General features: G+C 72.3%; 22 protein-coding genes. 12 read left to right on the forward strand and 10 right to left on the reverse strand.

Annotation, left to right across the window (positions count from 1 at the left end; all coding sequences use genetic code 11):
* Positions 1–14: 14 nt before the first annotated feature.
* Positions 15–506: a DUF2087 domain-containing protein gene (locus tag BH708_RS14695; RefSeq protein WP_076809809.1), complete on the reverse strand. Its 492-nt coding sequence runs from the start codon at positions 504–506 to the stop codon at positions 15–17.
* A 187-nt stretch (positions 507–693) separates the two neighbouring features.
* On the opposite strand from BH708_RS14695, the gene BH708_RS14700 reads away from it, so the two are divergent.
* The gene (locus BH708_RS14700; protein WP_076809810.1) at positions 694–1,719 is read left to right on the forward strand and encodes an aldo/keto reductase; all 1,026 of its coding nucleotides are present in this window, start codon (positions 694–696) and stop codon (positions 1,717–1,719) included.
* Positions 1,720–1,895: 176 nt separating this feature from the next.
* On the opposite strand, the gene BH708_RS14705 is transcribed toward BH708_RS14700, so the two are convergent.
* Positions 1,896–2,651 carry an SAM-dependent methyltransferase gene (locus tag BH708_RS14705; RefSeq protein ID WP_076809811.1) on the reverse strand — a complete coding sequence of 252 codons (756 nt, stop codon included), beginning with the start codon at positions 2,649–2,651 and terminating at the stop codon, positions 1,896–1,898.
* Between the two features lie 128 nt (positions 2,652–2,779).
* Between BH708_RS14705 and BH708_RS19880 the strand changes: the two genes are divergently transcribed.
* Positions 2,780–2,956 (forward strand): hypothetical protein, encoded by a 177-nt coding sequence (locus tag BH708_RS19880; RefSeq protein ID WP_157235984.1) that lies wholly within the window; start codon positions 2,780–2,782, stop codon positions 2,954–2,956.
* Positions 2,957–3,125: 169 nt separating this feature from the next.
* On the opposite strand, the gene BH708_RS14710 is transcribed toward BH708_RS19880, so the two are convergent.
* Genes BH708_RS14710 through BH708_RS14720 form a run of 3 tightly spaced genes read right to left on the reverse strand, consistent with a single transcriptional unit; the run spans position 3,126 to position 5,751 of the window.
* Positions 3,126–3,665 (reverse strand): hypothetical protein, encoded by a 540-nt coding sequence (locus BH708_RS14710; protein WP_076809812.1) that lies wholly within the window; start codon positions 3,663–3,665, stop codon positions 3,126–3,128.
* An 11-nt stretch (positions 3,666–3,676) separates the two neighbouring features.
* Positions 3,677–4,453 (reverse strand): response regulator transcription factor, encoded by a 777-nt coding sequence (locus BH708_RS14715; RefSeq protein ID WP_076809813.1) that lies wholly within the window; start codon positions 4,451–4,453, stop codon positions 3,677–3,679.
* Positions 4,438–5,751 carry a histidine kinase gene (locus BH708_RS14720; RefSeq protein ID WP_076809814.1) on the reverse strand — a complete coding sequence of 438 codons (1,314 nt, stop codon included), beginning with the start codon at positions 5,749–5,751 and terminating at the stop codon, positions 4,438–4,440. Before BH708_RS14720 ends, BH708_RS14715 begins: the two co-directional genes overlap by 16 nt.
* Before the next feature lie 143 nt (positions 5,752–5,894).
* Here BH708_RS14720 and BH708_RS14725 point away from each other — a divergent pair, with 143 nt between their 5' ends.
* Complete coding sequence (locus BH708_RS14725; protein ID WP_083713633.1) at positions 5,895–6,935, forward strand: CPBP family intramembrane glutamic endopeptidase; 1,041 nt, start codon at positions 5,895–5,897, stop codon at positions 6,933–6,935.
* Between the two features lie 50 nt (positions 6,936–6,985).
* Here BH708_RS14725 and BH708_RS14730 read toward each other — a convergent pair whose 3' ends face one another.
* From BH708_RS14730 to BH708_RS14745, 4 genes are all read right to left on the reverse strand, one after another.
* Entirely contained in the window at positions 6,986–7,702 is a 717-nt protein-coding gene (locus tag BH708_RS14730; RefSeq protein ID WP_076809815.1) for an NADPH-dependent F420 reductase, read from the reverse strand.
* A 176-nt stretch (positions 7,703–7,878) separates the two neighbouring features.
* Positions 7,879–8,940, reverse strand: coding sequence for a LacI family DNA-binding transcriptional regulator (locus BH708_RS14735; protein WP_076809816.1), 1,062 nt, complete (start codon positions 8,938–8,940; stop codon positions 7,879–7,881).
* A 93-nt stretch (positions 8,941–9,033) separates the two neighbouring features.
* Entirely contained in the window at positions 9,034–10,314 is a 1,281-nt protein-coding gene (locus tag BH708_RS14740; protein ID WP_076809817.1) for an ABC transporter substrate-binding protein, read from the reverse strand.
* Positions 10,315–10,357: 43 nt separating this feature from the next.
* Complete coding sequence (locus BH708_RS14745) at positions 10,358–11,860, reverse strand: sulfatase-like hydrolase/transferase (protein ID WP_076809818.1); 1,503 nt, start codon at positions 11,858–11,860, stop codon at positions 10,358–10,360.
* 239 nt (positions 11,861–12,099) lie between these two features.
* On the opposite strand from BH708_RS14745, the gene BH708_RS14750 reads away from it, so the two are divergent.
* From BH708_RS14750 to manA, 9 genes are all read left to right on the forward strand, one after another.
* Positions 12,100–13,047 (forward strand): class II glutamine amidotransferase, encoded by a 948-nt coding sequence (locus tag BH708_RS14750; RefSeq protein ID WP_076809819.1) that lies wholly within the window; start codon positions 12,100–12,102, stop codon positions 13,045–13,047.
* Positions 13,044–14,078: a type II CAAX prenyl endopeptidase Rce1 family protein gene (locus tag BH708_RS14755; RefSeq protein WP_076809820.1), complete on the forward strand. Its 1,035-nt coding sequence runs from the start codon at positions 13,044–13,046 to the stop codon at positions 14,076–14,078. The genes BH708_RS14750 and BH708_RS14755 overlap by 4 nt, the downstream gene beginning before the upstream one ends.
* 168 nt (positions 14,079–14,246) lie before the next feature.
* The gene (locus BH708_RS14760; RefSeq protein WP_172805764.1) at positions 14,247–15,260 is read left to right on the forward strand and encodes a glycoside hydrolase family 43 protein; all 1,014 of its coding nucleotides are present in this window, start codon (positions 14,247–14,249) and stop codon (positions 15,258–15,260) included.
* Between the two features lie 77 nt (positions 15,261–15,337).
* Positions 15,338–16,324 (forward strand): serine hydrolase, encoded by a 987-nt coding sequence (locus tag BH708_RS14765; protein WP_083713636.1) that lies wholly within the window; start codon positions 15,338–15,340, stop codon positions 16,322–16,324.
* A 279-nt stretch (positions 16,325–16,603) separates the two neighbouring features.
* Positions 16,604–17,932, forward strand: coding sequence for a hemolysin family protein (locus BH708_RS14770; RefSeq protein ID WP_076809822.1), 1,329 nt, complete (start codon positions 16,604–16,606; stop codon positions 17,930–17,932).
* A 32-nt stretch (positions 17,933–17,964) separates the two neighbouring features.
* Positions 17,965–18,513, forward strand: a complete 549-nt coding sequence (locus BH708_RS14775) for a hypothetical protein (RefSeq protein WP_076809823.1) — start codon at positions 17,965–17,967, stop codon at positions 18,511–18,513.
* A 210-nt stretch (positions 18,514–18,723) separates the two neighbouring features.
* Entirely contained in the window at positions 18,724–20,478 is a 1,755-nt protein-coding gene (locus tag BH708_RS14780) for a pyruvate dehydrogenase (protein WP_076809824.1), read from the forward strand.
* 145 nt (positions 20,479–20,623) lie between these two features.
* Positions 20,624–21,688 carry a hypothetical protein gene (locus BH708_RS14785; protein WP_076809825.1) on the forward strand — a complete coding sequence of 355 codons (1,065 nt, stop codon included), beginning with the start codon at positions 20,624–20,626 and terminating at the stop codon, positions 21,686–21,688.
* Positions 21,689–21,690: 2 nt separating this feature from the next.
* Positions 21,691–23,019 carry a mannose-6-phosphate isomerase, class I gene (gene manA, locus BH708_RS14790; RefSeq protein ID WP_076809826.1) on the forward strand — a complete coding sequence of 443 codons (1,329 nt, stop codon included), beginning with the start codon at positions 21,691–21,693 and terminating at the stop codon, positions 23,017–23,019.
* 69 nt (positions 23,020–23,088) lie between these two features.
* On the opposite strand, the gene BH708_RS14795 is transcribed toward manA, so the two are convergent.
* The gene (locus tag BH708_RS14795; protein ID WP_076809827.1) at positions 23,089–24,153 is read right to left on the reverse strand and encodes a MauE/DoxX family redox-associated membrane protein; all 1,065 of its coding nucleotides are present in this window, start codon (positions 24,151–24,153) and stop codon (positions 23,089–23,091) included.
* Positions 24,154–24,161: the final 8 nt, after the last annotated feature.

Consider the following 24,161-nt stretch of genomic DNA (forward strand, 5'->3'; position numbering starts at 1 on the left):
CCGGCCCGGTGCCCTCAGGCGGCCTCGGCCAGGCGGTACGCGGTTCCGTCGGCCGACCGTGTGAGCACCCCGGCATCGACCGCGTCGCGTCGCACCAGCGCGACATCCTGCGCGAACATCGCGATCGCCGCATTCAGCTCGGCTTCGCCGAGCGTGCGCTCCCGTCCGACTCGATCGAAGACCAGCTCTGCGATGCGGCCGCAGACCTCGCGACTCTCCTCGATCTTCTGCGGAATCTCCGGGAGCTGGGGCACCTCCAGGATCGCCTCGCCGGAACGCAGCAGGGCCAGCATCTCGGCGGTCTCGCGCAGCGCGGCCGCGTCAACCTCCCCGTCCTCGTCGATCCAGTCCAGGCGCGAGAGCGGCCCGCGCACCGCCGAGTCCTCCGACGCCCCGGCCCCGGAGAGCATCGTCCCCAGCCCCTGGCGGAGCTTCGGCGTGGCGAGCAGCGCGCACAGCATGCGGGCGCGGCTCAGGGCGGACGGCAGGTCGCGGGGCGTGGGCATCGTCAGGAGCGCTTTCGTTCTCGGGAGCGGGGGAGTGGCCAGCCTGCCACGGCCGACGGCAGAAGGAGTGATCCGGGGACGGCCTGAGGAGAGGCACCCTGACAGGGTCTCCCTCCCCTGCCCGGTCGGTGCAAGGATGGCCGGGACGGGCGATGACCGCTCGGGTCCCGACGCCAGGAGGAAGTCCATGGACTCTGTGAAGCTCGGCAGAAGCGGACTGGACGTCTCGCGGCTGTGTCTGGGGACGATGGGCTTCGGGGACCGGGAGCGGTGGATCCATCCGTGGGTCCTCGACGAGGATGCGTCCCGGCCTGTCATCAAGCAGGCCCTCGACGCGGGCATCAACTTCTTCGACACCGCGAACGTGTACTCGCTGGGACGCAGCGAGGAGATCGTCGGCAAGGCCCTGGTCGACTATGCCCGGCGCGAGGAGGTCGTGCTGGCCACCAAGGTGCACGGCCGCATGCGTGACGGCCCCAACGGCCAGGGTCTGTCCCGCAAGGCGATCCTGTCGGAGGTCGAGGGCAGTCTGCGTCGCCTGGGCACCGACTACATCGATCTCTACATCATCCACCGTTGGGACCACTCGGTCCCGATCGAGGAGACGATGCGGGCGCTGGACGATGTGGTGCGCTCGGGCAAGGTCCGCTACATCGGCGCCTCGGCCATGTTCGCGTGGCAGTTCCTGCAGGCCCAGCATGTCGCCGAGGTGAACGGCTGGACGAGGTTCATCTCCATGCAGAACCACTACAACCTCCTGTATCGCGAGGAGGAGCGCGAGATGATGCCGCTGCTGCGCGAGCTCGGTGTCGCCTCGACGCCGTACAGCCCGCTTGCCGCCGGCCGCCTGACCCGCGATTGGGATGCGGACACCGAGCGGGCCCGCACCGACCGCACCGCGACGGCGAAGTACGACTCCACGCAGGACACCGACCGGGAGATCGTCCAGCAGGTCGCCCGCATCGCCGAGCAGCGCGGCGTGGAACGCGTACAGGTGGCCCTGGCCTGGCTGCTCGCGAAGGACCCAGTGGTCGCCCCGATCGTCGGGGCCATCTCGACGCGCCACATCGATGCGGCGCTCAGTGCCCTCGGTCTCGAGCTGACCGGCGAGGAGATCGCCGCGCTCGAGGCCCCGTACGTCCCGCACCGCGTGGTCGGCGCGCTCGAGCCGGGGGAGTCGACCGTGGCCCCGACGGCCGCCGCCCGCCGCTGAGGGCACAGGGCGCCGAGTCCGCGCCCAGCTGCCGCCGCTCGGGACTTCTGACGCGATCGTGCGCCCTGCTTCCATCAGGGGAAGCACGTTCCATCAGGGGAAGCACGGCGCGCCATCGCGGGACAGGGACGGCGGGATGGAGGCGGCAGGATGCCGAAGGCAACCGCCGGCCCTGCTCAGCGGCGGCGGGCCCGCATCAGGTGGCGCGTGGAATGGGCGACGAAGCTCCCGTCGCGGCGGATGATCTCGTCCAGCGCCAGCAGCTCCTCCCGATAGCGCTGGACCTCGAAGTCCGGCACCCACCACACGCACTTGCGCAGGATCCACACCACGGCGCCGATGTCGAAGAACTCCATCCGCAGCCGTGCCGTGCGCAGCTCGATGATCTCGAGACCGGCTGCCTCCGCGGCGGCCGCCTCGTCGTCCGGGTGGCGGCCCCGCCGCTGCTGCTGCGTGGTGGGGCCGACGAAGTGCTCGATCAGCGCGAAGGCCGAGGACGGCCCGACGTGCTGGGCGAGGTACTGCCCGCCCGAGGCCAGCACGCGGGCGATCTCCGCCCAGTCCGGCCGCACCGGATGCCGTGAGGTGACCAGGTCCGCAGCACCATCGGGCAGGGGCAGCGGCGTCCCGGCCGGGACCTCGTGGACCCGCACACCGCGCGGACCCAGCAGCGCCCGGGCCCGGGCGGCGTTCGGGGGCCACCCCTCCGTGACGTGCTGCTCGACGGCGAGGCGAGGACACTGCGCGAGCACCTCCCCGCCGCCGGTGTCGAGGTCGATCGCCACCTCCGCCGCGGCGACCGCGTCGGCGAGCAGCCCCAGGTATCCCCACGGCGGACGCTCCTCGGTGGCGCGATGGTCGAGCCACTCGAAGCCCCACCCGTCCACGTCGGCTCGGGCGGCCGCGGTGATCAGCTCGTCAGCGTTGCGCATGGGGACCATGATCCTCGAGGTGCTGCAGAACCGCACGGGTATACTCCGAGGTTCGGTGCGGTGACGAGCCGCGTGAGGGAAGAGAGCGCCCGCGATGGCTGCGGACGTCCCGAGTGGGGAGCGACGCGATGAGTGCCCTGACCATGATCCTCGCGGCGGTGGCCGCGCTGCTGTGCGTGGCGTCCCTCAGCGGCGTCTACCAGACCAATGTGACCGTCAGGGCCCGGACGATCCCGCGCTGGGTGTACCTGGTCGGAGGCATCGGGCTCCTGGCCGCGACCGCCGCGGTGATCAGCCACTTCTGAGCCGTCGGACCGGACCCGGCCTCGCAGCCGCCCGGCGCGGCGCAGCAGGGCCTCGGCGTCCCGGTGGGTCGCGTCGGCGGCGAGGCCGGCGAGGACGGCGAGGACGGTGGAGCGGTGCGGGTCGGGCATGAGCGGGACGGCACCGCGGCCGGGAGCACCCGGCCAGGCATCACCTCCCGAGCCGTCCCTCCACCAGGGTGCGGATCTGCTGCGCGCTCTCGTCGATCGAGGTGGTGCCGGAATCGAGCAGGAGATCGGCGGGGATCTGCGGCAGCTCCTCGGCCCATCGCGCATGGGCCCGGCGCAGGAAGCCTTCGTCGCGGGAGAGGCCACGGGTGGAATCAGCCTGGGCCCTCCCGAGAGCCGTCTCGACCTCACAGGTGAGGTCGACGGTGAGCGCAGGCGTTCCCGCGGGAACGCTGCGGAGCATCCTGTCGTGCTCGGCCCGGTCGCTGACCGACTCGGCGATCACCAGGTCGAGGCCCGCCTCCAGCCACTGAGCGGTGACCGCGGCGAAGATCCGGTGCGCGTCAGCCCAGTCCGGGAGCGTCGGCCGCGCCATGTCGGCGATCTGATCGAGCTCGACCAGAGCGAGCTGATGGCCCTCGGCCCGGAGGCTGTCGGCGAGCCGACGCGACACGGCGCTCTTGCCGGCGGCGAGAGGGCCGGCGATCACCACGAGCGGGGTGCGGGCAGGCGGTGGTGTCATGGGCAGGGTCCTCAGCCGCCGAGCTCGAGCACCCGGATCGCCAGCTGGACCCGGTTGGTGACCTGCAGCTTGTGGTAGAGCCTGCCCAGGTGGGTCTTGACCGTCGCGACGGACATGAACAGCTGCGCGCCGACCTCCGGGTTCGCCAGTCCCTGAGCCACCAGGCGGCCCACCTCCCACTCCCGCTCGGTGATCCCCGCGGGGGCAGGTGCGGCCGACGGGGTCTGCTCGGCGCCGCCGGCACCGTCGTGGTCCGTCCCAGCGCCGGTGGTGCCTGCCTCGGCACCGGTGGCGTGCGGATCCGCCCCGGCAGGGGCAGGCGCCGTCCCGTCGTCGGCGGCGAGCCGCACCAGGCGGGAGAGCACTTCGGGGGAGAAGCGGGGACGATCCTCGGCCGCCGCGAGCACGGCGCCGACGACCTCCTCCGGCGGGGAGTCCTTCAGCAGGAACGAGACCGCCCCGGCGCGCAGCGCTCGCAGCAGGAACTCGTCGGTGTCGAAGGCGGTCAGCATGACCACCCGCGCCTCGGTACCCTCGTCCCGCAAGGTGCGCAGTGCCTCGAGTCCGGTCATGGACGGCATCCGGATGTCCATCAGCACTACGTCGGGGGTGAGTTCCCGGGTGCGCTCGAGCGCCTCATGCCCGTCGGACGCCTCCCCGATCACCTCGATGCCGTGGGCGCCGTCGATCATCAGGCGCAGTCCCGCGCGCATCAGAGCCTCGTCGTCGGCCAGCAGCACCCTCACCCGACGCTGCCCGGGATCCGTCTCGTTCACCATGGCATCCATGCTTCCACCTCGAACGTCTCGCCGTCGGCCCCGCAGCGGGCGTCCCCGCCCAGCAGCCGCACCCGCTCCTGCAGGCCGAGCAGCCCGTGCCCGGTGGAGATTGTCGCACCGGCCGCCGTGGCGGACAGCGGATTGCGGGCGGTGAGCACCAGGCGCACGTCGTCGCGGGAGAGCGTCACGCGCAGCGGTGCACCGGGGGCATGCTTGGCGGCATTGGCCGTGATCTCGGTGAGGATCCGCGCCAGGGTCACCACGGTGCCGCGGTCGTGATCCGTCAGCTCCTGGGGTGCCATGCCCCGCCAGGTCAGCTCGACGTCCTGGCCGTCGGCACGGGCGCGCTCGATGACCTCGGCGAGGGTGGGTGCGGTGGCCAGCGGGGCGTCGCCGTCGGTGGTGCGCAGGGTCATCAGGACGGTGCGCAGCTCGCCGTTGGCCTGCTGAGCGGCCTCGCGCACGGTCGCGGCGGAGCGCCGAAGATCCTCCGGCGCGAGGTCCTCGCGGTAGGACATGGCACCGGCGTGCATCGCGATGGCTGCGAGGTGGTGGGAGATGCTGTCGTGCATGTCGCGGGCCAGCGCCGAGCGCTCCTCGGCGCGCACCCGGGCGGTCTCGGCATCCCGTTCGCGCACCAGGGCCGCCGCTTCCCGCTCGGCCGCCTCCCGCTCGCGCTGAGCGGTCTCCCGCTCGCGATCCGCGGAGGCGGCCCGATCCCGCAGCGTGGCCACGAGCTCGTGGCGGGTGCCGACCACGTGGCCGATCAGCAGCGGGACCAGAGCTCCGACCATCATCACCGCGATCGCGGTCAGGAAGAAGACGCCGACGTCGTCGCCGCGGATGGTCGAGTCCAGCCGCATCGTCACCACGGACGTGGCGCCGACCGCCAGCACGGCGATGGCGTCCAGCACGGGCCGCCGCCGCAGCCCCAGGCGGTACAGGGCGATCGCCGAGGCGACCAGGGCGAAGGTGCTCAGCCCCGCGCCCATGGCCACCACCAGGTGCAGCATGCTGTGCAGCCGTCCGGGCCGCAGGAACCGCAGAGGTCCGGTCGCGAGGGTGAGGAGCACGCCCAGGGCGGCATCGAGCCCGTACAGGGTCAGGAGCGCACCCGGCGGCTCGTCGTCGAACTCCACCAGCATCGCCCCGAAGACGACCAGGAAGATCAGCAGGCCCAGGACGAAACCGCCGAGGGACTGGGCGAGCGCGATCAGCCACTCCCGCAGGCTGCGCACGGACGGCGGTGCCGAGGCGGCGGGCGCGGAGCCGGGCGGCGCCGAGGCGGCAGGTGCGGGAACGGTCATGAGGACAGCGTAGGAAGATCCCTCGGCCGACGGATCGGCCGCGCGGCCGATGACCGATCGGAGGAACTCCGAGCCGTCGGGCGGTTCCGAGGAGAGCCGTGCGGTCGATGTGCGATGAAGGGGGCCTCGACCAGGATCGAGGCATGTCAGCAGGAACCACCTCCCTCACCCCGCCTCCTCATCCCGCGCCTCGGCATCCCGATGCGGCAGACCCGCAGGCCGTGTCGGGATCGCTGCCCGGACACGACCCGGAGGGCGACGGTGCGAGTGCTGCGCCGCGTCGGCCGGGCGCCGCGCTCCCCGTCGCCTTCCACCGCCTCCCGCGGGCGATCCCGCATCGCGGGTACTGGTGGCGGCCGCTGGTGGCCGTGGTGGTGGCCGCGGTGGCCTACCTGGTGATGTTCCTCGTCCTGCTCGTGGTGAGCCTGGTGGTCCCCGTGGCGTGGCCGGGTCTGGAGATCAGCGCCGAGATGACCGATCCGCTCAACCCGTTGGATCAGTTCATCTCCCTCGGCATGCTCGCTCTGATGCTGCCGGCGGTCCTCCTCGGCACCCTGGCGGGCTACGGCCGCGTCGGCATCGCCCACTCCGTGATCGGACGCTTCCGCTGGGGCCTGCTGGGCCGGGCCGCGATCGTGGTGGTCCCGGTCTATCTGCTGGTCAACGTCGGGGTGAACCTCGTCCTGGCCCGGAACGACCTCGTGGTACCGGCCCTGGAGGCGACGGTGCTCGTGGCGTGGGGGCTCGCGCTGGTCCTGGCCCCGCTGCAGTCCGCTGCGGAGGAGTACGTCTTCCGGGTGCTGCCGCTGCAGGTGCTGGGCACATGGCTGCGCTGGCCGATCGTGGGGATCCTGCTGCCGGTGCCGCTGTTCGTGCTGGGGCACGGCTACGACTGGCTCGGCCAGGTCGACATCGCCCTGTTCGCCGTGACGATGGGGCTGCTGGCCTGGAAGACGGGCGGCATCGAGATCCCGGTGCTGCTGCACGCGGTGAACAACACGACCCTGTTCGCCCTCGCCCCGCTGATCCCGGGATTCACCGAGCAGGGCGAGGTGACCGTTCCCGGCTTCCTGCTCGCGACGGTGCCGATGCTCCTGCTCTCGGTCGGCATCTGGTGGTGGTTCTCGCAGCGCGAGGGCCTCGGTGTGTGGGAACCGCGCCGAGGAACGCCCTCGAGGCGGTGACGGGCGCAGCCTTCGGGCCTCTGCCCGGGGAGTCCGACGTCGACGAGAGCTCAGAGCCGGGCTGCGGTCTCCGCCCCGACAGCGGTCACCGCCGCGACAGTGGCCATCACCTCGCGGCCGCGCTCGGTGGAGTCGAAGCGCTCGACGATCTCGCGCAGCGCGTCGGCGTCACCGTTCGCCCCGAAGGCCTCGGCGAAGGGCTGCAGGCGCACCCCGTCGGCGAGGGAACCGATCAGCAGCGGGTCGAAGCCCAGCTCAGACACCAGCTCCGCCACGATCCGTGCCTCGGGGTAGGGGCCGGCGATCGCGATCGCCGCGCGGGGTGCGGGCCGACCGGCGAGCTCCTCGAGGTCGTGGTACCCCATGTGGTTGAAGGCCTTCACGACGGTCGCACCGGGCAGCCGCTCCTGGATGAACTCGCTGGTCGAGGCGGCGGGGTGCGAGAACTCCTCGAGGATGCCGTCGGTCTCCCACCAGTAGTTCATGGCATCGATGACGAGTTTGCCCTCCAGGGCGTCGCCGGGGAGCGAGGCGTGCTTGCCGAGCGGCAGCGCCAGGATCACCAGATCGGCGCGCTCTGCGGCCTCGCGACTGGTGACCGGCTGCGCTCCCGGGGCGAGGATCTCGGTGATCAGCTCGATCTTCGCCGGGTCGCCGGATCCGGAGATCAGGACGTCGTGGCCGGCGGCGAGGGCGAGGCGGGCCAGCACGGTGCCGACCTTGCCGGCCCCGAGGATCCCGAGGGTGCGAGGAGCGGAGGTGTTCACGCCCGGTGCAACGCCCCGCGCCGGGCCGGGCTTCCCCGGTGTGACCGGATCGGCCGTCGTCGACGGGCCCTGCGGCGCGGGGCCCTCGTCCCGGACATCGAGCTGCCGGTGGCAGGTGCTCGGACGAGCTCGTCCCCGCCTCCGGCGACGGTCCCGGTCGGCACGGGCCGCGGGAGTCATGCCTCCCGTCGGGTGGATTCGCGCGCGACCAGCTCGAAGGGGGCGAAGTGATCGCCGTCGGACCCGCCGGCGTCTCTGTCGTCAGTCGCGGCGGAGGCGTACGCCATCCCCGTCACCTGCGCCTCGAGCGCCTCGACCGCCAGGCGTGCGACGGCCGGACGGTCCGGGGCGATCGTGGACAGTGAGGGGGAGACGGACCGGGCGTAGGGGATGTCGTCGAAGCCCATCACCGCGACGTCCGCCGGGACCTCGAGCCCGTGGGCGTGCAGAGCGCGGATCGCGCCCATCGCCACCCAGTCGGTGACGGCGAACAGCGCGTCGGGCAGCTCGTCGACCTCGGCGAGCATCGCGGCGGTGGCGGCTTCCCCGGCATCGCCCGTGTTCGCCGTGATCGGACGCATCAGCTCGGGCAGGACGGGGAGTCCGGCCGCGCGGAGACCGTCGATCAGTCCCTGGGCACGTCCATGATCCACCTCGCGCGAGGGGGCGCCGATCAGCGCGATGCGTCGCCCGCCGGCGGCGATGAGATGCTCGGCGACGGCGCGGCCCGCGGCCCGGTTGTCGATCCCGATGCGGGGGACTGGTCCCGGCAATCGGTGATCGCCGAGGACGACCAGCGGGGACGGGTCGGGGCGTGCAGCGATCTCCTGCGCATCCAGCCACTGGGAGCTGAGGATCATGCCGTCGATGCGCTGCGGATGGTCCCCGAGCAGGGCGCGGCGCTCGCCGGCGAGATCACCTCCGGTCTGATGCATCAGCACGAACCATCCGTGCCCCGCGGCGGCCTCGACCACGCTGCCCGCGAGCGAGGCGAAGTACGGCAGGTCCAGGCGGGGCACGCCCAGCACGATCACACCGGCGCGACCGCGTGCGAGGTTGCGGGCGGAGAGGTTCGGCCGGTAGCCGACCTGCTCGACCGCGGCGAGCACCTTGGTACGAGTCGCCTCGGCCACCGGGGCATAGCTGTTGACGACGTTGGAGACGGTCTTCATCGAGACCCCCGCGACCGCGGCGACGTCGGTCAGTCGGGGCCGGGGCGAGCGTCGATCCGTCGTCATCGACTCAGCTTAGGTCGGGTCTGCGCCCGACACCGGATCCGATCGTGCGCGGTGACGGCGCGCCGAGACCGACCGGGCGTCGCCGGGAGGCGCTCAGCTGCCCAGCGCCCCCGCGGCGGTCTCGACGAAGGACGCCGCCGCGGCCGACGGAGTGGTCTTACCGAAGGCGACGTCCTCGTTGAGTCTCCCGAACTCGGTGCCTTGCAGCGCGCCGTACCCCTTCGGCCACGGGTCCGGCGGCGGCCCGGTCGTCCCGGTGACCTCCTCGACGTAGGCCATTGCTCGTGCTGCGGCCGGGTCGGCATCCTCCGTCAGCAGATCCCTGGCCCTCACCGACGGCGGCACGCCGAGGCTCAGCGCGATCGACGTGATCGCCGTGGGGTCGTGGAGAAGGAAGTCGATCACCGCGGCAGCGTCGTCGGTCCGCGCACTCGTCGAGAGGACGGACCAGAAGTCGAGCGCGGTGACGAACTGGCCCGAGCGGTCCCCGGCCGTCGCCCCCGGGACGTCGGCGACCTCGAGCGGATGCTCCGGCATCACCGGCTGGAAGAAGGTCACCTGCTGCACCCAGCCGAAGGTCACGGCGGCCTCCGACGTGGCGAACGGGGAGTTCTCGAAGCCGGTGGCCTCGGCGGTGAGTTCAGGCGGTGGGGCGGCCCCGGCGTCCCGCAGACTCTGCCACATCCCCAGCCATTCCTCGATCACGTCGGTCCCGACGGCCAGGGACTGTCCGTCGAACAGCTCGCTGCCGTGCTGGCGGGCGAAGACCTCGAACAGCTGGAAGTCACCGCCGGCGTCGGTGGTGCCATAGGTCCCCGGGCCGGCGTGCTCGGCGAGGCCGGTGGCGAACTCGGTGAAGTCGTCCCAGCTCCAGGACGGAGGGAGCTCGAGTCCATGCTCCTCGACCAGCTCCGGATTGCGGAAGGTGGTCTGGGTGATCGAGGACTGGCCGATGCCGAACCGTCCCTCTGCGGTCGTGCCGGCGGCAGCGGTGTCCTCGTCGAGATCGGCGAGGTCGATCGAAGAGCCCACGAGGTCGCCGAGATCCAGCAGCGCGCCGCGGTCGGCGTACTCGGACAACCACGTCATCGACATGCGGACGAGGTCGGGGCCCTGTCCACCGGCGACCTGCGTGGCGAGCTTGTCCCAGTAGTCCTCGAAGGCGGCCTTCTGCTCGGTGACGGGGACGTCGGGGTGTTCCTCGCGAAACGCGTCGAGAGCTCCTCCGACCCCGTCGTGGACGGGCTGCCCGCCGTACCAGGCGACGAGCAGATCGGCGGAGGCGTCCCTCGCACCGGGGCCGCAGGCCGCCAGGGGGAGCGCCGCGGCGGCACCGCCGGCGGCCAGGAGCGAGCGTCGGGTGAAGCGGGTCATGGCAGGACCTCCGGTGCTTCGGGTGGGTGAGGGCGTCGGGCGCTCAGGCCCAGCGCCAGTTGTGGGGGCGCGTGCGGGGCGTGTAGGCGCCGGTCGGCAGGTCGTCGGCGGCCCGCATCATCCAGCGCACCAGGTCGCGGTGCAGCTCGGAACGGATCTGCTGGTGGGCGGGATCGGTGCTGAGGTCGTGGGTCTCGAGAGGGTCGGCGTCGAGGTCGTGGAGGGTGTCGTGGCCGCGGTCGTCGACGACGAGCTTGTGGTGGCCGCGCACGAGCATGCGCATCTCCCCGCCGAGCGTCACCGAGTTCAGCTCGTCGAAGGTGGGGCCGTCGTAGGGAAAGTGCAGGGGTGGCCGGTCGTGCTCCGTGTAGGAGACGCCGCCGTAGCCGAGCTCGCCCAGAAGGGAGCCGAACTCCGCGGCGGGGGCACCCCTTCCCTCCAGCAGCGGATCCAGCGATCGGCCCTGCACCCCGGCAGGGATGCTGCCGGTGAGCCGCTCGGCGAGGGTGGGCAGGACATCGATGATCGAGACCAGCTCCTCGCGCACCTGCGGGACGATCCCGGGACCGGCAAAGCCCAGTGGGATCCGCATCAGCGCATCCGGCATCGCCGCGCCCTTGCGCTGCAGTCCGTACTCCCCGGTGAAGTCGCCGTGGTCGGACAGCACCACCACGATCGTCTCCCGCCCCTCCGCGGCGACGGCGTCGAGCAGGCGTCCGACCTGGTCGTCGATCAGCCGCAGCATGCCCAGGTAGTTCGCGCGATAACGCCTCCACTCGGCGTCGAACCCGGGGCGCTTGTCCTCCATCAGCCGGTGCAGCCAGCGGAAGCGCCAGTCCATGCCCTCCAGCACGCTCGCGTCCGTGGTGCGCTCGGGCAGCTCGTCCTCGAACATGCTGAAGTACGGCTCGGGCACCTGGTACGGATTGTGCGGCTCGGGGAAGGAGACCCACAGGAAGCGCGGTCGCTCCGCCGGTGCGGACGCGAGGGCGTCCAGCGCCCCGTCGACGATGCGCGCGGGGAACTGGTCCGCGAGCGGGAAGGGCGTCGGGGTGTCCGCGACGCCGTGGTCGAGCGCTCGCAGCCAGCTCTCGAAGCCGGGGGTCTCCGTGTCGGCCCCGGACCGGTCCTGACCTGCCGGCGCCTTGTCCGCCGGGCGCGGTCCGCTGTCGTGGAAGAACGGGCCCGCGTAGGAGTCGAAGTCCTCCGGGCCCGGGTGCATGTGCGGCTTGCCGCTGAAGTGCAGGGAGTATCCGGCGTCGCGCAGCACGTCCAGCAGGTCGGTCCCGTAGTGCGCGTGCTGGGCGGTGCTGTTCTGGCGCACCCGGTTCGCGGTGGGGAAGCGGCCGGTCAGAAGGCTGGTCCGCGCGGGGACGCACACCGGGGAGGTGGTGTAGGCCCGTGAGAACCGGGTGCCCCCGGCGAGCAGCGCATCGGTGCGCGGCATGGTGTCCGGGCCGCCCTGGGACGCCGTGCATCCGACGCGCTGCTGGTCGGTCATCAGCACGAGCACGTCGGGGGAGTCGGGGGAGGGGTGCTGGAGCATGCGCGGCCTCCTGCGGGACGGGTCCTGTGCGCCGGGCGGTCACCGGCGCCTCCGCCGCCGGCGACGGCGTCATCCGGGCTCGGCACATGCGACTCTACAGCGCTGTAATCCCATGCCGTCAAGGCCTTCGGGGCGTTCACGTCCCGCCGGACGCGTCGTCGGGCCGGGTGCACGCCGAAGAGCCGCAGGAGCCCGCCCTGACCGCGGACCCGGCCACGAGGACATAAAGTGGTCACGCCATGTGCCGACTCTTCGCGCTCCGTTCCGATCAGCCCGTGACCGCAGAATTCTGGCTGCTCGATGCCCCCTACTCGCTGCTGAACCAGTCTCGATTCAACGCCGACGGGACCGGGTTCGGCTGGATCGACGAGACCGGCTCCGCCCGGATCCGCAAGCGGCCCGTCGCCGCCTACGAGTCCGAGGCCTTCGCCCGCGCCGCCGCCACGCTGCGCTCGAGCTCGATGATCGCCCACATCCGGCTCTCCTCCGGCACCGGCCACAGCGACGAGAACACCCACCCCTTCTTGCAGGACGGCATCGTCACCGCCCACAACGGGGTCCTCGAGGTCACCGACGAGATGCGCCGACGCGTCGCCGAGCTCGGCACGGAAGACCAGGTCCACGGCACCACCGACAGCGAATGGATGGCCGCGCTGATCACCGGCGAGGTCGCCGTGCACGAGGGGGACCTGCGCGCCGGCGTAGTCGCCGCGCTGCGCTGGATCAGTGCGCATGTGCCCGTCTATTCCGTGAACCTCCTGGTCATGAACGAGGACGACCTGATCGCGGTGCGCCTGCCCGCCACCAATGAGCTGTGGGTCCTGGAACGCTCCGCCACCGGCGACCACCCGCACGAGGCCTTCGAGCAGTCCTCCGACTCGCTGCGCGCACGCAGCGAGGACCTGCGCGGCGTACGCTCGGTGGTCATCGCCAGCGAACCGATGGACGACGACCCCGCCTGGCGCCTGATGGGCTCCGGCGAACTGGTGCGCCTGGACGCCGACGGGGTGCTGACCAGCGAACATCCCTTCGGGCCGCTCACACGGGCGCTGAGCCTCGAGGAGCTCGGGCTCTCCGCGGCCGCCTCCCAGGCCCACGCCGCGCAGGAGCGCGCCCAGGCCGAGCGCCGCCATCACCTCGCCGAGTCCCACGCGGGCCCGACGGGCCGGACCGGGCACGCCGCATGAGCGCGACCGAGGGCGTCCGTCCCACGCCGTACCACCGCCTGGCCACGCTCCGCCCGGCCTGGTCGTCCTGGCAGAAGCCGCTGCTGACCCTCGCCGCGGCGTTCATCGCCTACCTGGTGCTCGCCTCCGTGCTGCTGGTCTTCACGATCCTCGTCCTCGCGCTCGCTCCCGGTGTGAACGTCGCGATCGGCGTGACCAGCGGAGACCCCACCAGCCCCCTCGACGTCGCTCTGGCGCTGGCGATGGGTGCGCTGTGGTGGCCGGCCGGACTGGTCGGGGTACGCGTGGGCGGCTGGCGTCCGCCGCGGGTGACCTGGTCGGTCGCCGCGCGCATGCGCCGTGAGCTGCTGAGGTCGATGGCGGCACTCGTCGTGATCGGCGCGCTCGTCGTGGCCGCCCTCGCCGCTCTCGCCGGTCTGCTCGCCGGGCCCGGCGCAGCTCCGGACCCTGCGGCCGACGCGAGCACGCCGGTCCTCCCGCTGCTCCTGGTGGTCGTGCTGGTGCTGGTGCTGGCCCCGATCCAGGCGATCGGGCTCGAGCTGACGCTGCGCGGGGTCGTCCTGCAAGCAGTGGGCACCTGGCTGCGCGGCCCGATCCTCCCGATCCTCGTCACCGCGGCCCTCGCGCTCATCGGCCGCCAGCTGACCCCGGCCGTCGTGATCCCGGCGCTCACCCTGGCGCTGGCCGCGGCGTTGCTCGCCTGGAAGACCGGCGGCCTCGAGCTGCCGATCCTCCTCACGCTCACGCTCACCGTCTCCACGATGATCGTCTCTGCCCTGGCTGCGGGCACGGGCGCCGGGGCCGGGGCGAGCGCCCTGGGCGCGGCCGTCGCGGCCCCGGGGACGTCCGGCGCCTCCCTCGCCGCCCCGGAGGCCGCGGCGGCATGGGCAGGCGGCGTGGTCGGCGCGGTCGCCCTCGTGGCGCTGACCGTCGTGATCATGGTCGTGGTCGGCCGGCGGGAGAACCTGCGTCTGCTCGAGCCCGTCGGCCGCCCCGCCGCGGAGCCGGTGCCGGAGCCCGTCCCCTTCTGAGCGCCGCTGAACCTCCGGCCCGCTCCCGGAGCAGGCTCTTCCTGCGGCCGCACTTCGCCGCACAGCCCGTCCGACGTCGTCCGAGTCATGGACAACGGCTTGATTCTCACGTAGGAATAGTGATGTCGGGCACAGCCGCCCGGCGTTCTCTCCTCAAGGACGATGACGATGCCGCCTCCCGCTCACCTCTCCCGCCGTGCCCTCCTCGCCACCGGAACGCTGTCCGCGGTCGCTGCGGCCGGCCTCGCCTCCGCACACGCCGCGGCGGGGTACACCAACCCCGTCATCGCGACGAACCAGCCGGATCCCGGCATCCTGCGCGTCGGCCAGCGCTACTACCTGTACTCCACCGCCGGCACCGCGGGGAACATGCCCGTGCTGCGCTCCCCGGACCTCGTGCACTGGCATCTCGTGGGGGACGGCCAGCCCGTCATCGCCGCCTGGGCGAACCACGGCCGCCACTGGGCGCCCGAGGTGATCGAGGTGGACGGCCGCTACCACGCCTACTACACCGCGTGGGAGCGGGCCACGGACCGGCAGGCGATCGGCGTCGCGGTCGCGGACCGGCCCGAGGGCCCGTTCGTCGACGAGGCGGCCACACCGCTGCTGTCCACGCCCGCAGAGGGCGGCTGCATCGACGCCTCCCCGTTCCGCGACGAGGACGGCACCCTGTGGCTGTTGTGGAAGAACGACGGCAACGCCGCGGGACAGGACTCGTACCTGTTCGCACAGCCCCTCACGGCCAGCGGACTCTCCCTCCACGGGTCCCGCACCCGCATCCTCGAACGCGACCAGGAGTGGGAGGTCTATACGATCGAGGGCCCCGCGATCATCCGCGACGGCGGCCGGTACTACCTGTTCTACTCCGCCGGCGAGTACTGGAACGAGACCTACGGGGTGGGGGTCGCGGTGGCCGATTCGGTCGACGGGCCCTGGACGAAGATCGACGACGGCCCCCTTCTCGCGGCCAACGAGGTCGCTGCCGGGCCCGGGCACGGCATGCCCGTGCGCGCCGCCGACGGGGTCTGGTACGTCTATCACGCGTGGCGGCCGGACAGCATCGGTGAGGACCCGGGCCGACAGATCTGGATCTCGCCGGTGCGCTTCGAGAGCGACGGGGTCCACATCGACGGTCCCGCGATCCGCAATCCGTACCGTCCTGAGATCGATCGTCGGCCCTGACGTGTCCCGGCCGTCAGCTCGTCCCGACGAGACCCGAGGACCGTGACGCACGTCCCACGCCGCCGTAGGCTACGGCCATGAGCACCGCGGCCACCACCGATCCCGTACTCCCCGCACCGGGCATCGCGAGCGCGCCCGAGTCCTCGACGGGCACTGTGCCGGACCCGTTGCTGCTGTTCCCGCTGCGCCAACGGATCGTGGAACGCGACCTCGGGGTGCGGGCGATCCATGTCCACCGCCGCGGTCGGGAGGACGTCTCCCACCGCTTCGTCGAGGACACCGCGGAGAACATCTACTCCTGCTCCAAGACGGTCACCGCGCTCGCCGTGGGGATCGCCGCGCACGAGGGACTGCTCGAGGTCGAGGACCGCCTGGTCGATCACCTGCCGGCACCGGCGGGCGGCTACGGGCGCGGCATCGACCAGGTGCGGTTGCGCCACCTGCTGACCATGACCTCCGGCTCGCCCGTCCTGGGCTTCCTCGATCAGGAGCGCGACCACGAGGACCTCACCGCCCTGATCCTCGGCACCGACCTGATCGCCGAACCGGGCAGGCGGTGGGAGTACTCCAACGGGTCGATCTTCCTGCTCTCGCGGGTGATCAGCGAGCGCACCGGACAGACCCTGCGCGACTGGCTGCTGCCGCGCCTGTTCGAGCCGCTGGGGATCCTGAACCCGCAGTGGCACACCACCCGGGACGGCCACAGCTGGGGCGCGACCGCTCTGCACCTGAAGTCGGGTCAGCTGGCCCGACTCGGTCGCCTGCTGCTGCAGCGCGGTGAGCACGAGCGGACCCAGCTGGTCCCCGCCGCCTGGATCGATGCGATGCACGCCGAGGACACCTGGGTGGGCACGGGCGAGGACGGGCCCGAATCCACCCGGTACGGCTACGGCGTCTGGCGCTGCTCGATCGACGGGGCCTGGCGGGCCGACGGCGCGTACGGCCAGCTGGTGCTCGTGCTGCCGATGCAGGACGCCGTCATCACCCTCACCTCCCATCTCGAAGGGCGCGGGTCCGACGAGATCATGCGGGGGGTGTGGGAGGAGCTGCTCCCGCTGCTGTGAGCGGCCGTCGCGGGAGGTCCGCCGTCCAGCGGCCTGCGCGGGCACCGGTTCTCACGACGGGTCGGACCGACCGCGAATCGTCCGGTCGACGGCAACCTGCTCCTCCCTGACCCGCACCCCTGTTCGTCGGCCCGCCACGGAACCGACGAGGCAGGCGACTGCCGTGACGATGGCGCCGGCCATGAAGACCTCCTCGCGGGACGGTGCACCGTGCCGCGCGGGTCCCTCCCCTTCCCACAGTACTCAGCTCGCCGCGGGTCCACCCAGTAACGTGGGGTCATGGACTGGTCCGTGATGGTCAACCTCGCCCTCGTGCTGCTCTTCGTGCTCGTCGGCGGCCTGTTCGCCGGCACGGAGATGGCGATCGTCAATCTGCGCGAATCGCAGATCAAGCAGCTGGAGGACTCCGGTCCCCGCGGGGAGCGCACGGCGACGCTGGTGCGCGATCCCAACCAGTTCCTCTCCGCGGTGCAGATCGGCGTGACCGTCGCCGGGTTCTTCTCCTCCGCCTATGGCGCGTCCACCATCGCCCCGTCCCTGGTGCCGCTCCTGGTGCAGGCGGGACTGCCGGAAGCGACCGCGAGCACCGCCGCGCTGATCGGGATGACGCTGGTCATCGCCTATCTCTCCCTCGTCCTCGGCGAGCTGGTGCCCAAGCGCCTGGCGATGCAGAACGCGCTGGGCATGGCACGGGTCGTCGGGCCGCCCCTGAGCGTGTTCGGCAAGGCCATGCGCCCGGTGATCTGGCTGCTGTCGACCTCCACCAACCTCGTGGTGCGCCTGCTGGGCGGAGATCCGCAGGCCAACCGGGAATCCGTCTCCGCCGAGGAGATCCGGTCCATGGTGCGCAACTCCGAGGCCCTCGACCAGGCCGAGTCCCGCGTGCTGGCCGACGTGTTCGACGCCTCCGAGCGCACCGTCGTCGAGGTGATGCGGCCCCGCCATCAAGTGCACTTCCTGGACGGCAGCGACACCGTGGCCCAGGTCCGCGAGGAGATCCGCGACACCGGTTACTCGCGGTACCCCGTCACCGGGGAGGACGTCGACGACGTGCTCGGCTTCGCCCACGTGCGGGACCTGCTGCTGGTCGACGACCCCGCCGCCACCCGGATGGCGGACCTCGCCCGGCCCATCGAGCACATCCCCGGCACCGTCGAGGTGCTGGAGGCGCTGAACAGGATGCGTGCCCACGCCCGGCAGATCGCCGTGGTGGTCGATGAGTACGGCGGCACCGACGGCATCGTCACCCTCGAGGACCTGTTGGAGGAGCTGGTCGGCGAGATCTACGACGAGTTCGACCGCGAGTCCTGGCCCGCACCCGGCGGGCTCGACCGGATCGTCGAGGCCGACGGCACCATCGAGGGCGGCCTCATCCTGCAGGAGTTCGAGGCCGCCACCGATGTCGCGCTGCCGGACAACGGCGGCTACGAGACCGTCGGCGGGTTCGTCATGGCTCGACTGGGCCGGATCCCCGAGGTCGGCGACGTGGTCGCGGTCGAGGGCGGCAGCCTCGAGGTCGTCGAGGTCGACGAACGACGCGTCCAGACGGTGCGCTTCGTGCCCGCACCCTCGGCGGCTCCCGGGGCGGAGGAGTCCGAGAAGCCCTGAGGATCGAGGGGACGCGCTGGCATACTCGTGGCATGAGCGAGAGCGACGACGTCCTCCGCGGCAGCGACGACCGCGATCTGACCGTGTACTTCCACCGCGAGCAGGCCCAGGAGCGGCTCGAGCGGACGACGCGCTCCGCGGGGATCATCCGGATCACCATGACCCTCGGGGCCGTCGTCATCATTCTGGTCGGCGTGATCTTCCTGGACCCGGTCGCGAGCTACCTCGTCATCGCCCTGGGGATCGTGGAGGGCCTGCTGGCGCTGTTCTACCTCCCGACGATCCTGCTGCGCGCGGTCCGCGACCAGGCCGCGGTCCGCACGTCCGGCGACGACGCCGTGTTCGTCCTGGCCGAGCACGGCCTGCGCCGGACCACGGACGACGGTCCCCCGCGGGAGATCCCCTACGCCGACGTGACCCTGCAGCGCGTCGCCCCGAGCTCCGCCACCACGCCGGGGAGGCTGTCCGTGCAGCTGCCCGAGGAGAATCTCGACCTCAGCGCCGACCTGCTGCACCCCGAGATCGACGAGATCCTCGGGGCCTACGAGCGGCTGAGCGCCGACTCCGGGTCCGCCGCCTGAAGCCTCCGCCGCCTGAAGCCTCCGCCGCCTGAAGCCTCCGCCGCCTGAAGCTTCCGCCCCCGGACGTCTCCGTCCGCTGACATCTCCACCCGCCGCCGGCTCGGCCCGGGTCCCGCCGCCCCCGAGGACCGATCCGGCTAGGCTGGCCAGGACGGGCACCGCGCCTGCGGGCCGGTGCCCACCCGGACGCATCATCCCAGGAGGCACCCCATGGCCCGCACGTCGTTCGCCCAGCTCCTCGTCACCCAGCTCCGCGACCTCGGCGTCGAGCGCATCTACGGAGTCGTCGGCGACTCCCTGAACCCGGTGGTGGACGCCGCGCGCACCACCGAGGGCATCGACTGGATCCACGTGCGCAACGAGGAGGCCGGAGCCTTCGCCGCCGGTGCCGAGGCCCGCCTGACCGGCAAGCTGGCGGTCTGCGCCGGCTCCTGCGGGCCGGGCAACACCCACCTCGTCCAGGGCCTGTTCGACGCCCACCGCGACGGCGCCCCGGTGCTCGCGATCGCCTCCCACATCCCCAGCGAGAAGATCGGCACCGGCTTCTTCCAGGAGACCCACCCGGAGATCCTGTTCCGCGAGAGCTCGCACTTCTGCGAGATGGTCAACTCCGGCGAGCACGGGGCCACCCTGCTCCACATCGCCGTGCAGACCGCGATCGCCAAGCGCGGCGTCTCCGTGCTGGTGCTGCCCGGGGACGTCGCCGACCAGGAGGTCGGCGGTCCGCTGACCCGCGAGCTGGCCACCGAGTTCGGCCGGGTCCAGCCCGCCGCGGCCCCCGTCGGCCGCCTCGCGGAGATGATCGACGCGGCCGACACCGTCACCCTGTTCACCGGCGCCGGGGTGCGCGACGCCCGCGAGGAAGTGCTCGAGCTCGCCGAACGGGTCAAGTCCCCGATCGGCCACGCCTTCGGCGGCAAGGAGTGGATGCAGTACGACAACCCCTACGACGTGGGGATGAGCGGCCTGCTCGGCTACGGCGCCTGCTACGACGCGATGCACGAGGCCGATCTCGTCATCCTGCTGGGCACCGACTTCCCCTACACCGAGTTCCTGCCCGGCCGTCCCGGCGCGAAGAACCCGCCGACGATCGTGCAGATCGACGCCGAGGCGTCCCGCCTGGGCCGCCGCGTCCCGCTGGACCTCGCGATCCACGGCGACATCGCCCTCACCCTGCAGGCCGTGCTCCCGCTGCTGACCAGCGCCAAGAGCGCACGCTTCCTGCACCGCATGCTCAAGGCCCACCACAAGGCGCTCACCGGCGCCGTCTCCGCGTACACCAGGAACGTCGAGCGGATGACGCCGATCCACCCCGAGTTCGCCGCCGACGTGCTCGACGACCTCGCCGACGACGACGCCGTGTTCACCGTGGACACCGGCATGTGCAACGTCTGGGGCGCCCGCTACATCACCCCCAACGGCCGGCGGCGCGTGTTCGGCTCCTGGCACCACGGCTCCATGGCCAACGCCCTGCCGCAGGCCATCGGCGCCTCCTTGGCGTTCCCCGACCGTCAGGTGGTCTCGATGAGCGGCGATGGCGGCCTCGGGATGCTGATGGGCGAGCTGCTGACCGTGAAGCTGCACGACCTGAACACCAAGATCGTCGTGTTCAACAACTCCAGCCTCGGCATGGTCAAGCTCGAGATGCTGGTCGAGGGCCTGCCGGACCACGGCACCGACCACGAGGACGTCGACTACGCCGCGATCGCACAGGGTGTGGGAATCCACGCGGTGCGGATCACCGACCCCAAGAAGCTGAAGAAGCAGCTCGCCGGCGCGCTGGCCACCGAGGGGCCGGTCCTGATCGACGTGGTCACCGATCCTGACGCGCTGTCGATGCCCCCGAAGATCTCCGCGCAGCAGATCCGCGGCTTCGCGACCGCGTCGACCAAGATCGTCCTCGGCGGCGGCGTGGGCAAGATGCTCGACATGGCGGCCTCCAACCTGCGCAACATGCCCCGGTGACGGCCGTGCATCGAGGCCACCGAGGCCGGGGAGCGCCCGTGGACCGGGACGCGCGGGCATGCTCCGCCTCCGGCACGGATTCCGGGCCTCCGTGTGGAATGCTGGCTCCCGACGTCGACCCGCATCCGAAGGAGGTTGCCGTTCCATGGCCCTGATCCATCCGCGCAGCCTGGAGCGCTGGCAGGAATGGCGCAACTCGCGGCGCCGCGCCATCGGCATCCATCGCGCCGTGCCCCCGCCGCTGCGACGCGCCACCAGGTCCCCCGGATCGGCCGCGTCGAGCGGCTACGTGCTGCACACCCGCGACGGTGACGACTCGGCCCCCGTCCTGCTGGGCGTGGACACCACCGCGGACACCACCCGCGGCGGACTGCTGGTGGCGCTGTCCTATCTGCACGGCTCCGCCGCAGTGCTCGCCCCTGCCGGGCTGGAGCTGCCCGAGCTGTCCGGCCCCGGCTGGGACCATCAGCATCTCGCCGATCCGCGCCGGGCCCTCGACGAGCTCGACGTCTCCTCCGCGCTCACGCTCGGCTGGCATCGTGAGGTCGGCCGCCTGGTCCACGAATGGGCGCTGTCCGCCGACGTCCCGAGCGCCGTCGTCCAGCACGATGTGCTCTCCCCGTTCGCGCCCCCGCTGCCGCCCCACACCACCTTCCTGGCCTGGTCCGGCGCCGACGGCGACTTCCAGCGCGCCGGCCGTGACGACGTCGAGGTGCGGGTGGTCGGATCCCAGCGCCTGTGGCAGGCCGGTCATGAAGACTCCGGCAGCTCCGAGGCCGTCCAGGTCCGGCCCGTGTTCCTGGGCCAGCTCGCCTCCATCGAGCTGCCGCGCCGCTACACCTTCGGCGCCGCCCACTCCTACTGCCGATTCACCGATGCGCTCTACCAGCCGGGGCCCGAGGAGACCGATCGCCTCTCCCGCGCCGCGCATGCGCTGCTGCGCCGCCGCGGCGTCGACCTCCAGGTGCCCTCGCTGCCGGTGGCGCGCCAGGAACGGCCCGTGGTGGCCGTCTACTCCGCCGACGTCCTCGAGGCGGCCGTGCGCGGCCTGCCCGCCTGGGTGCACGGCCCGCGGATGCCGACCTGGGTCCACGAGCAGTGGGAGCGGTACGGCATGCGCCCCACCGGCGCGGAGCCCACCCCCGCCCCGCCGCAGGACGCCGACGAGCCCGCGCGCCTCATCGCCCAGATCCTCGAAGGCACTGCGTGAGCATGCTCGCGCTCGACGGGCACCTGCAGCACTACTCCTGGGGATCGGCCACGGCGCTGCCGCAGTTCCTGGGCCGCGAGAGCGACGGCAGAGCCTGGGCCGAGGTCTGGTTCGGCGCCCACCCTCTCGCTCCCGCCACCGCGATCGAGGGGCCCACCGCGCCCGAGGGGCACACCGCGCCCGATGGGCCGACCGTGCCCGAGGGAACCGCTGTGCCCGAGGGGCCGACCGCGCCCCGGGGGTGCCGCCTGGACGACGTGATCGCCGCCGATCCCGCCCGGATGCTGGGTGCCGACGTCGGCCGCGCCTTCGCAGGCCGCCTGCCCTACCTGCTGAAGGTGATCGCCCCGGAGCGCCCGCTGTCGCTGCAGGTCCACCCCACCCGCGAGCACGCCGCGGAGTCCTTCGCCGCCGAGAACGCCGCCGGCCTGGCCCTGAGCTCCCCGCTGCGCACCTACCGCGACCCCAACCACAAACCGGAGATGCTCATCGCCCTGACCCGCTTCACGGCGCTGTGCGGCTTCCGCACCCCGCGCCGGGCGGCCGTCATCCTGGACGGCCTGGGCACCGACCTCACCGACCGCCTCCACCACCTGCTGGTCGACAACCCGACCGCCCACGGCATGCGTGCCGCCTTCCGCACCCTGGTCTCCACCTCGATGCGGCCGTCGGCGCAGGCGGTGGGCGAGGTGGTCGAGGCGTGCCGCGCCCGCGCCCGCGCGGGCACCTCGCCCTCGCCGCGCATCGACCGCTTCGTCTCGCTGCTGGCCGAGCATCATCCCGGCGATCCCGGTGTGGTCGCCGCGCTGCTGCTGAACCCCGTCTCGCTGCAGGCGGGCGAGGCGATGTACGTGCCCGCGGGCGCGCTGCACGCCTACATCCACGGGATGGGCCTGGAAGTGATGGCCGCCAGCGACAACGTGCTGCGCGCCGGCCTGACGCCGAAGAAGGTCGATGCCGACGAGGTGCTCCAGTGCGTCAGCGTCACCGCGGCCCCGCCGCTGAGGGTCGCCCCCGAGCGGCAGACCCCGACCTCCATCGCCTACTACGCCCCGGTCGACGACTTCGAGCTCGCCGTGACCGAGCTCCCGGGCACCGGGAAGCCTGCAGGTTCCGCGGAGCCTGGGAGATCCGGAGGATCGGGGGATGATCCGGTGCGGATCCCGGGCAGCGGGCCGCGGATCGTGCTGGGCCTGGAGGGGGAGGTGACCCTGAGCACGGACACGGGCACCCACATCCTGGCCGCGGGGCGGGCGGTCTTCGTGCCGGCGGCCGAGGGGACCCTGCGCGCCCATGGGCACGGGCGGTTCGCCCAGGCCAGCGTGCCCTGAGCCAGCAGGTCACCGAGCGGTGCTGCGCGCGCGTCACCCGGCGGCGCTCTCGGCCGCCCACGCCGCGGGTCACTCCGCGGGAGTCGGCAGCTCCCCCTCGTCGCGCGCGCTGCGCAGCTGCGTGCGGATGTCCTCGACGAACTCGATGACCGCGCTGCCGCCGTTGACCGGTCCGCCGGCGAGCAGCCCGTCGGCCCCCAGCAGCACGGCACTGGGTGCACCGCGCCCGCCGAAGGCCTCCCGTGCGCTGAACTGCGGATCGTGGAGGGCATGCTGGCCCACCCGCTCGAGGGTCCGCTCGCGCAGCCGGTCCAGGGGGCGGGAGAGCACGGGCCGGACCTGGAGGAAGTCCGACAGCTCCTCGAGCCACTCCGGGACCTCGTCGAGCACACGTTCGCAGGGGCCGCAGCCCTCGCTGACGAACACCAGCAGCACTGCTTGCTGAGCGCTGAGCTGCCGCAGGGTGATCAGCTCCCCGTCCGGGCGCTGCAGCACGCCGGGCGGGATCGCACTGCGTTCGTAGTCGAGCACCTCCTCCCCGCCCTCGGACCCCTCGACGTCCGCGGAGCCCTCCGGGGTCGCGGAGACCGTCGAGGTCGACGAGGGCGCCGTGGTCGCAGAGCTCGAGGTCCCGATCGCCAGCGCGGTCAGCGCCACGGTCACCAGCAGCACACCGCCGTAGGTCACCAGCGTCAGGGGATGCTGCACCAGGGCCAGGGTCATCTGCCCGGATCCGGCGGCGAGGACCCCCAGCACCGCCAGGGTCGACAACAGGATGTTGCGGGCGAGCGTGGTGCGCGAGACCGTCGGCGAGGCCAGCGTGCCGAAGCAGGAGCATTCCACCGTCTCGTCCCAGGTCAGGGCGCGCGCGATGATCGCGAGATAGCTGAACATCAGCGCCGCGACGAGCACCGAGACGACGATCTGCAGCGGCACCAGCGGCACCCATATCACCAGCGCCAGCACGATCTCCGTCGCCGGCAGCACCGAGGCGATGACGTGATGGTACGGCCGCAGGGGCAGCCGCAGGGACGTCATCGCGTCCTCGGTGCCCTGCCGCGCCCCGAGCTTCGCCAGGCCGGAGACCAGCAGCGTCAGGGTCAGCAGGATCGGCGCTGCGATCAGCACGCTCATCGTCGCAT

The organism is Brachybacterium sp. P6-10-X1 (assembly GCF_001969445.1).
GTDB lineage: Bacteria > Actinomycetota > Actinomycetes > Actinomycetales > Dermabacteraceae > Brachybacterium.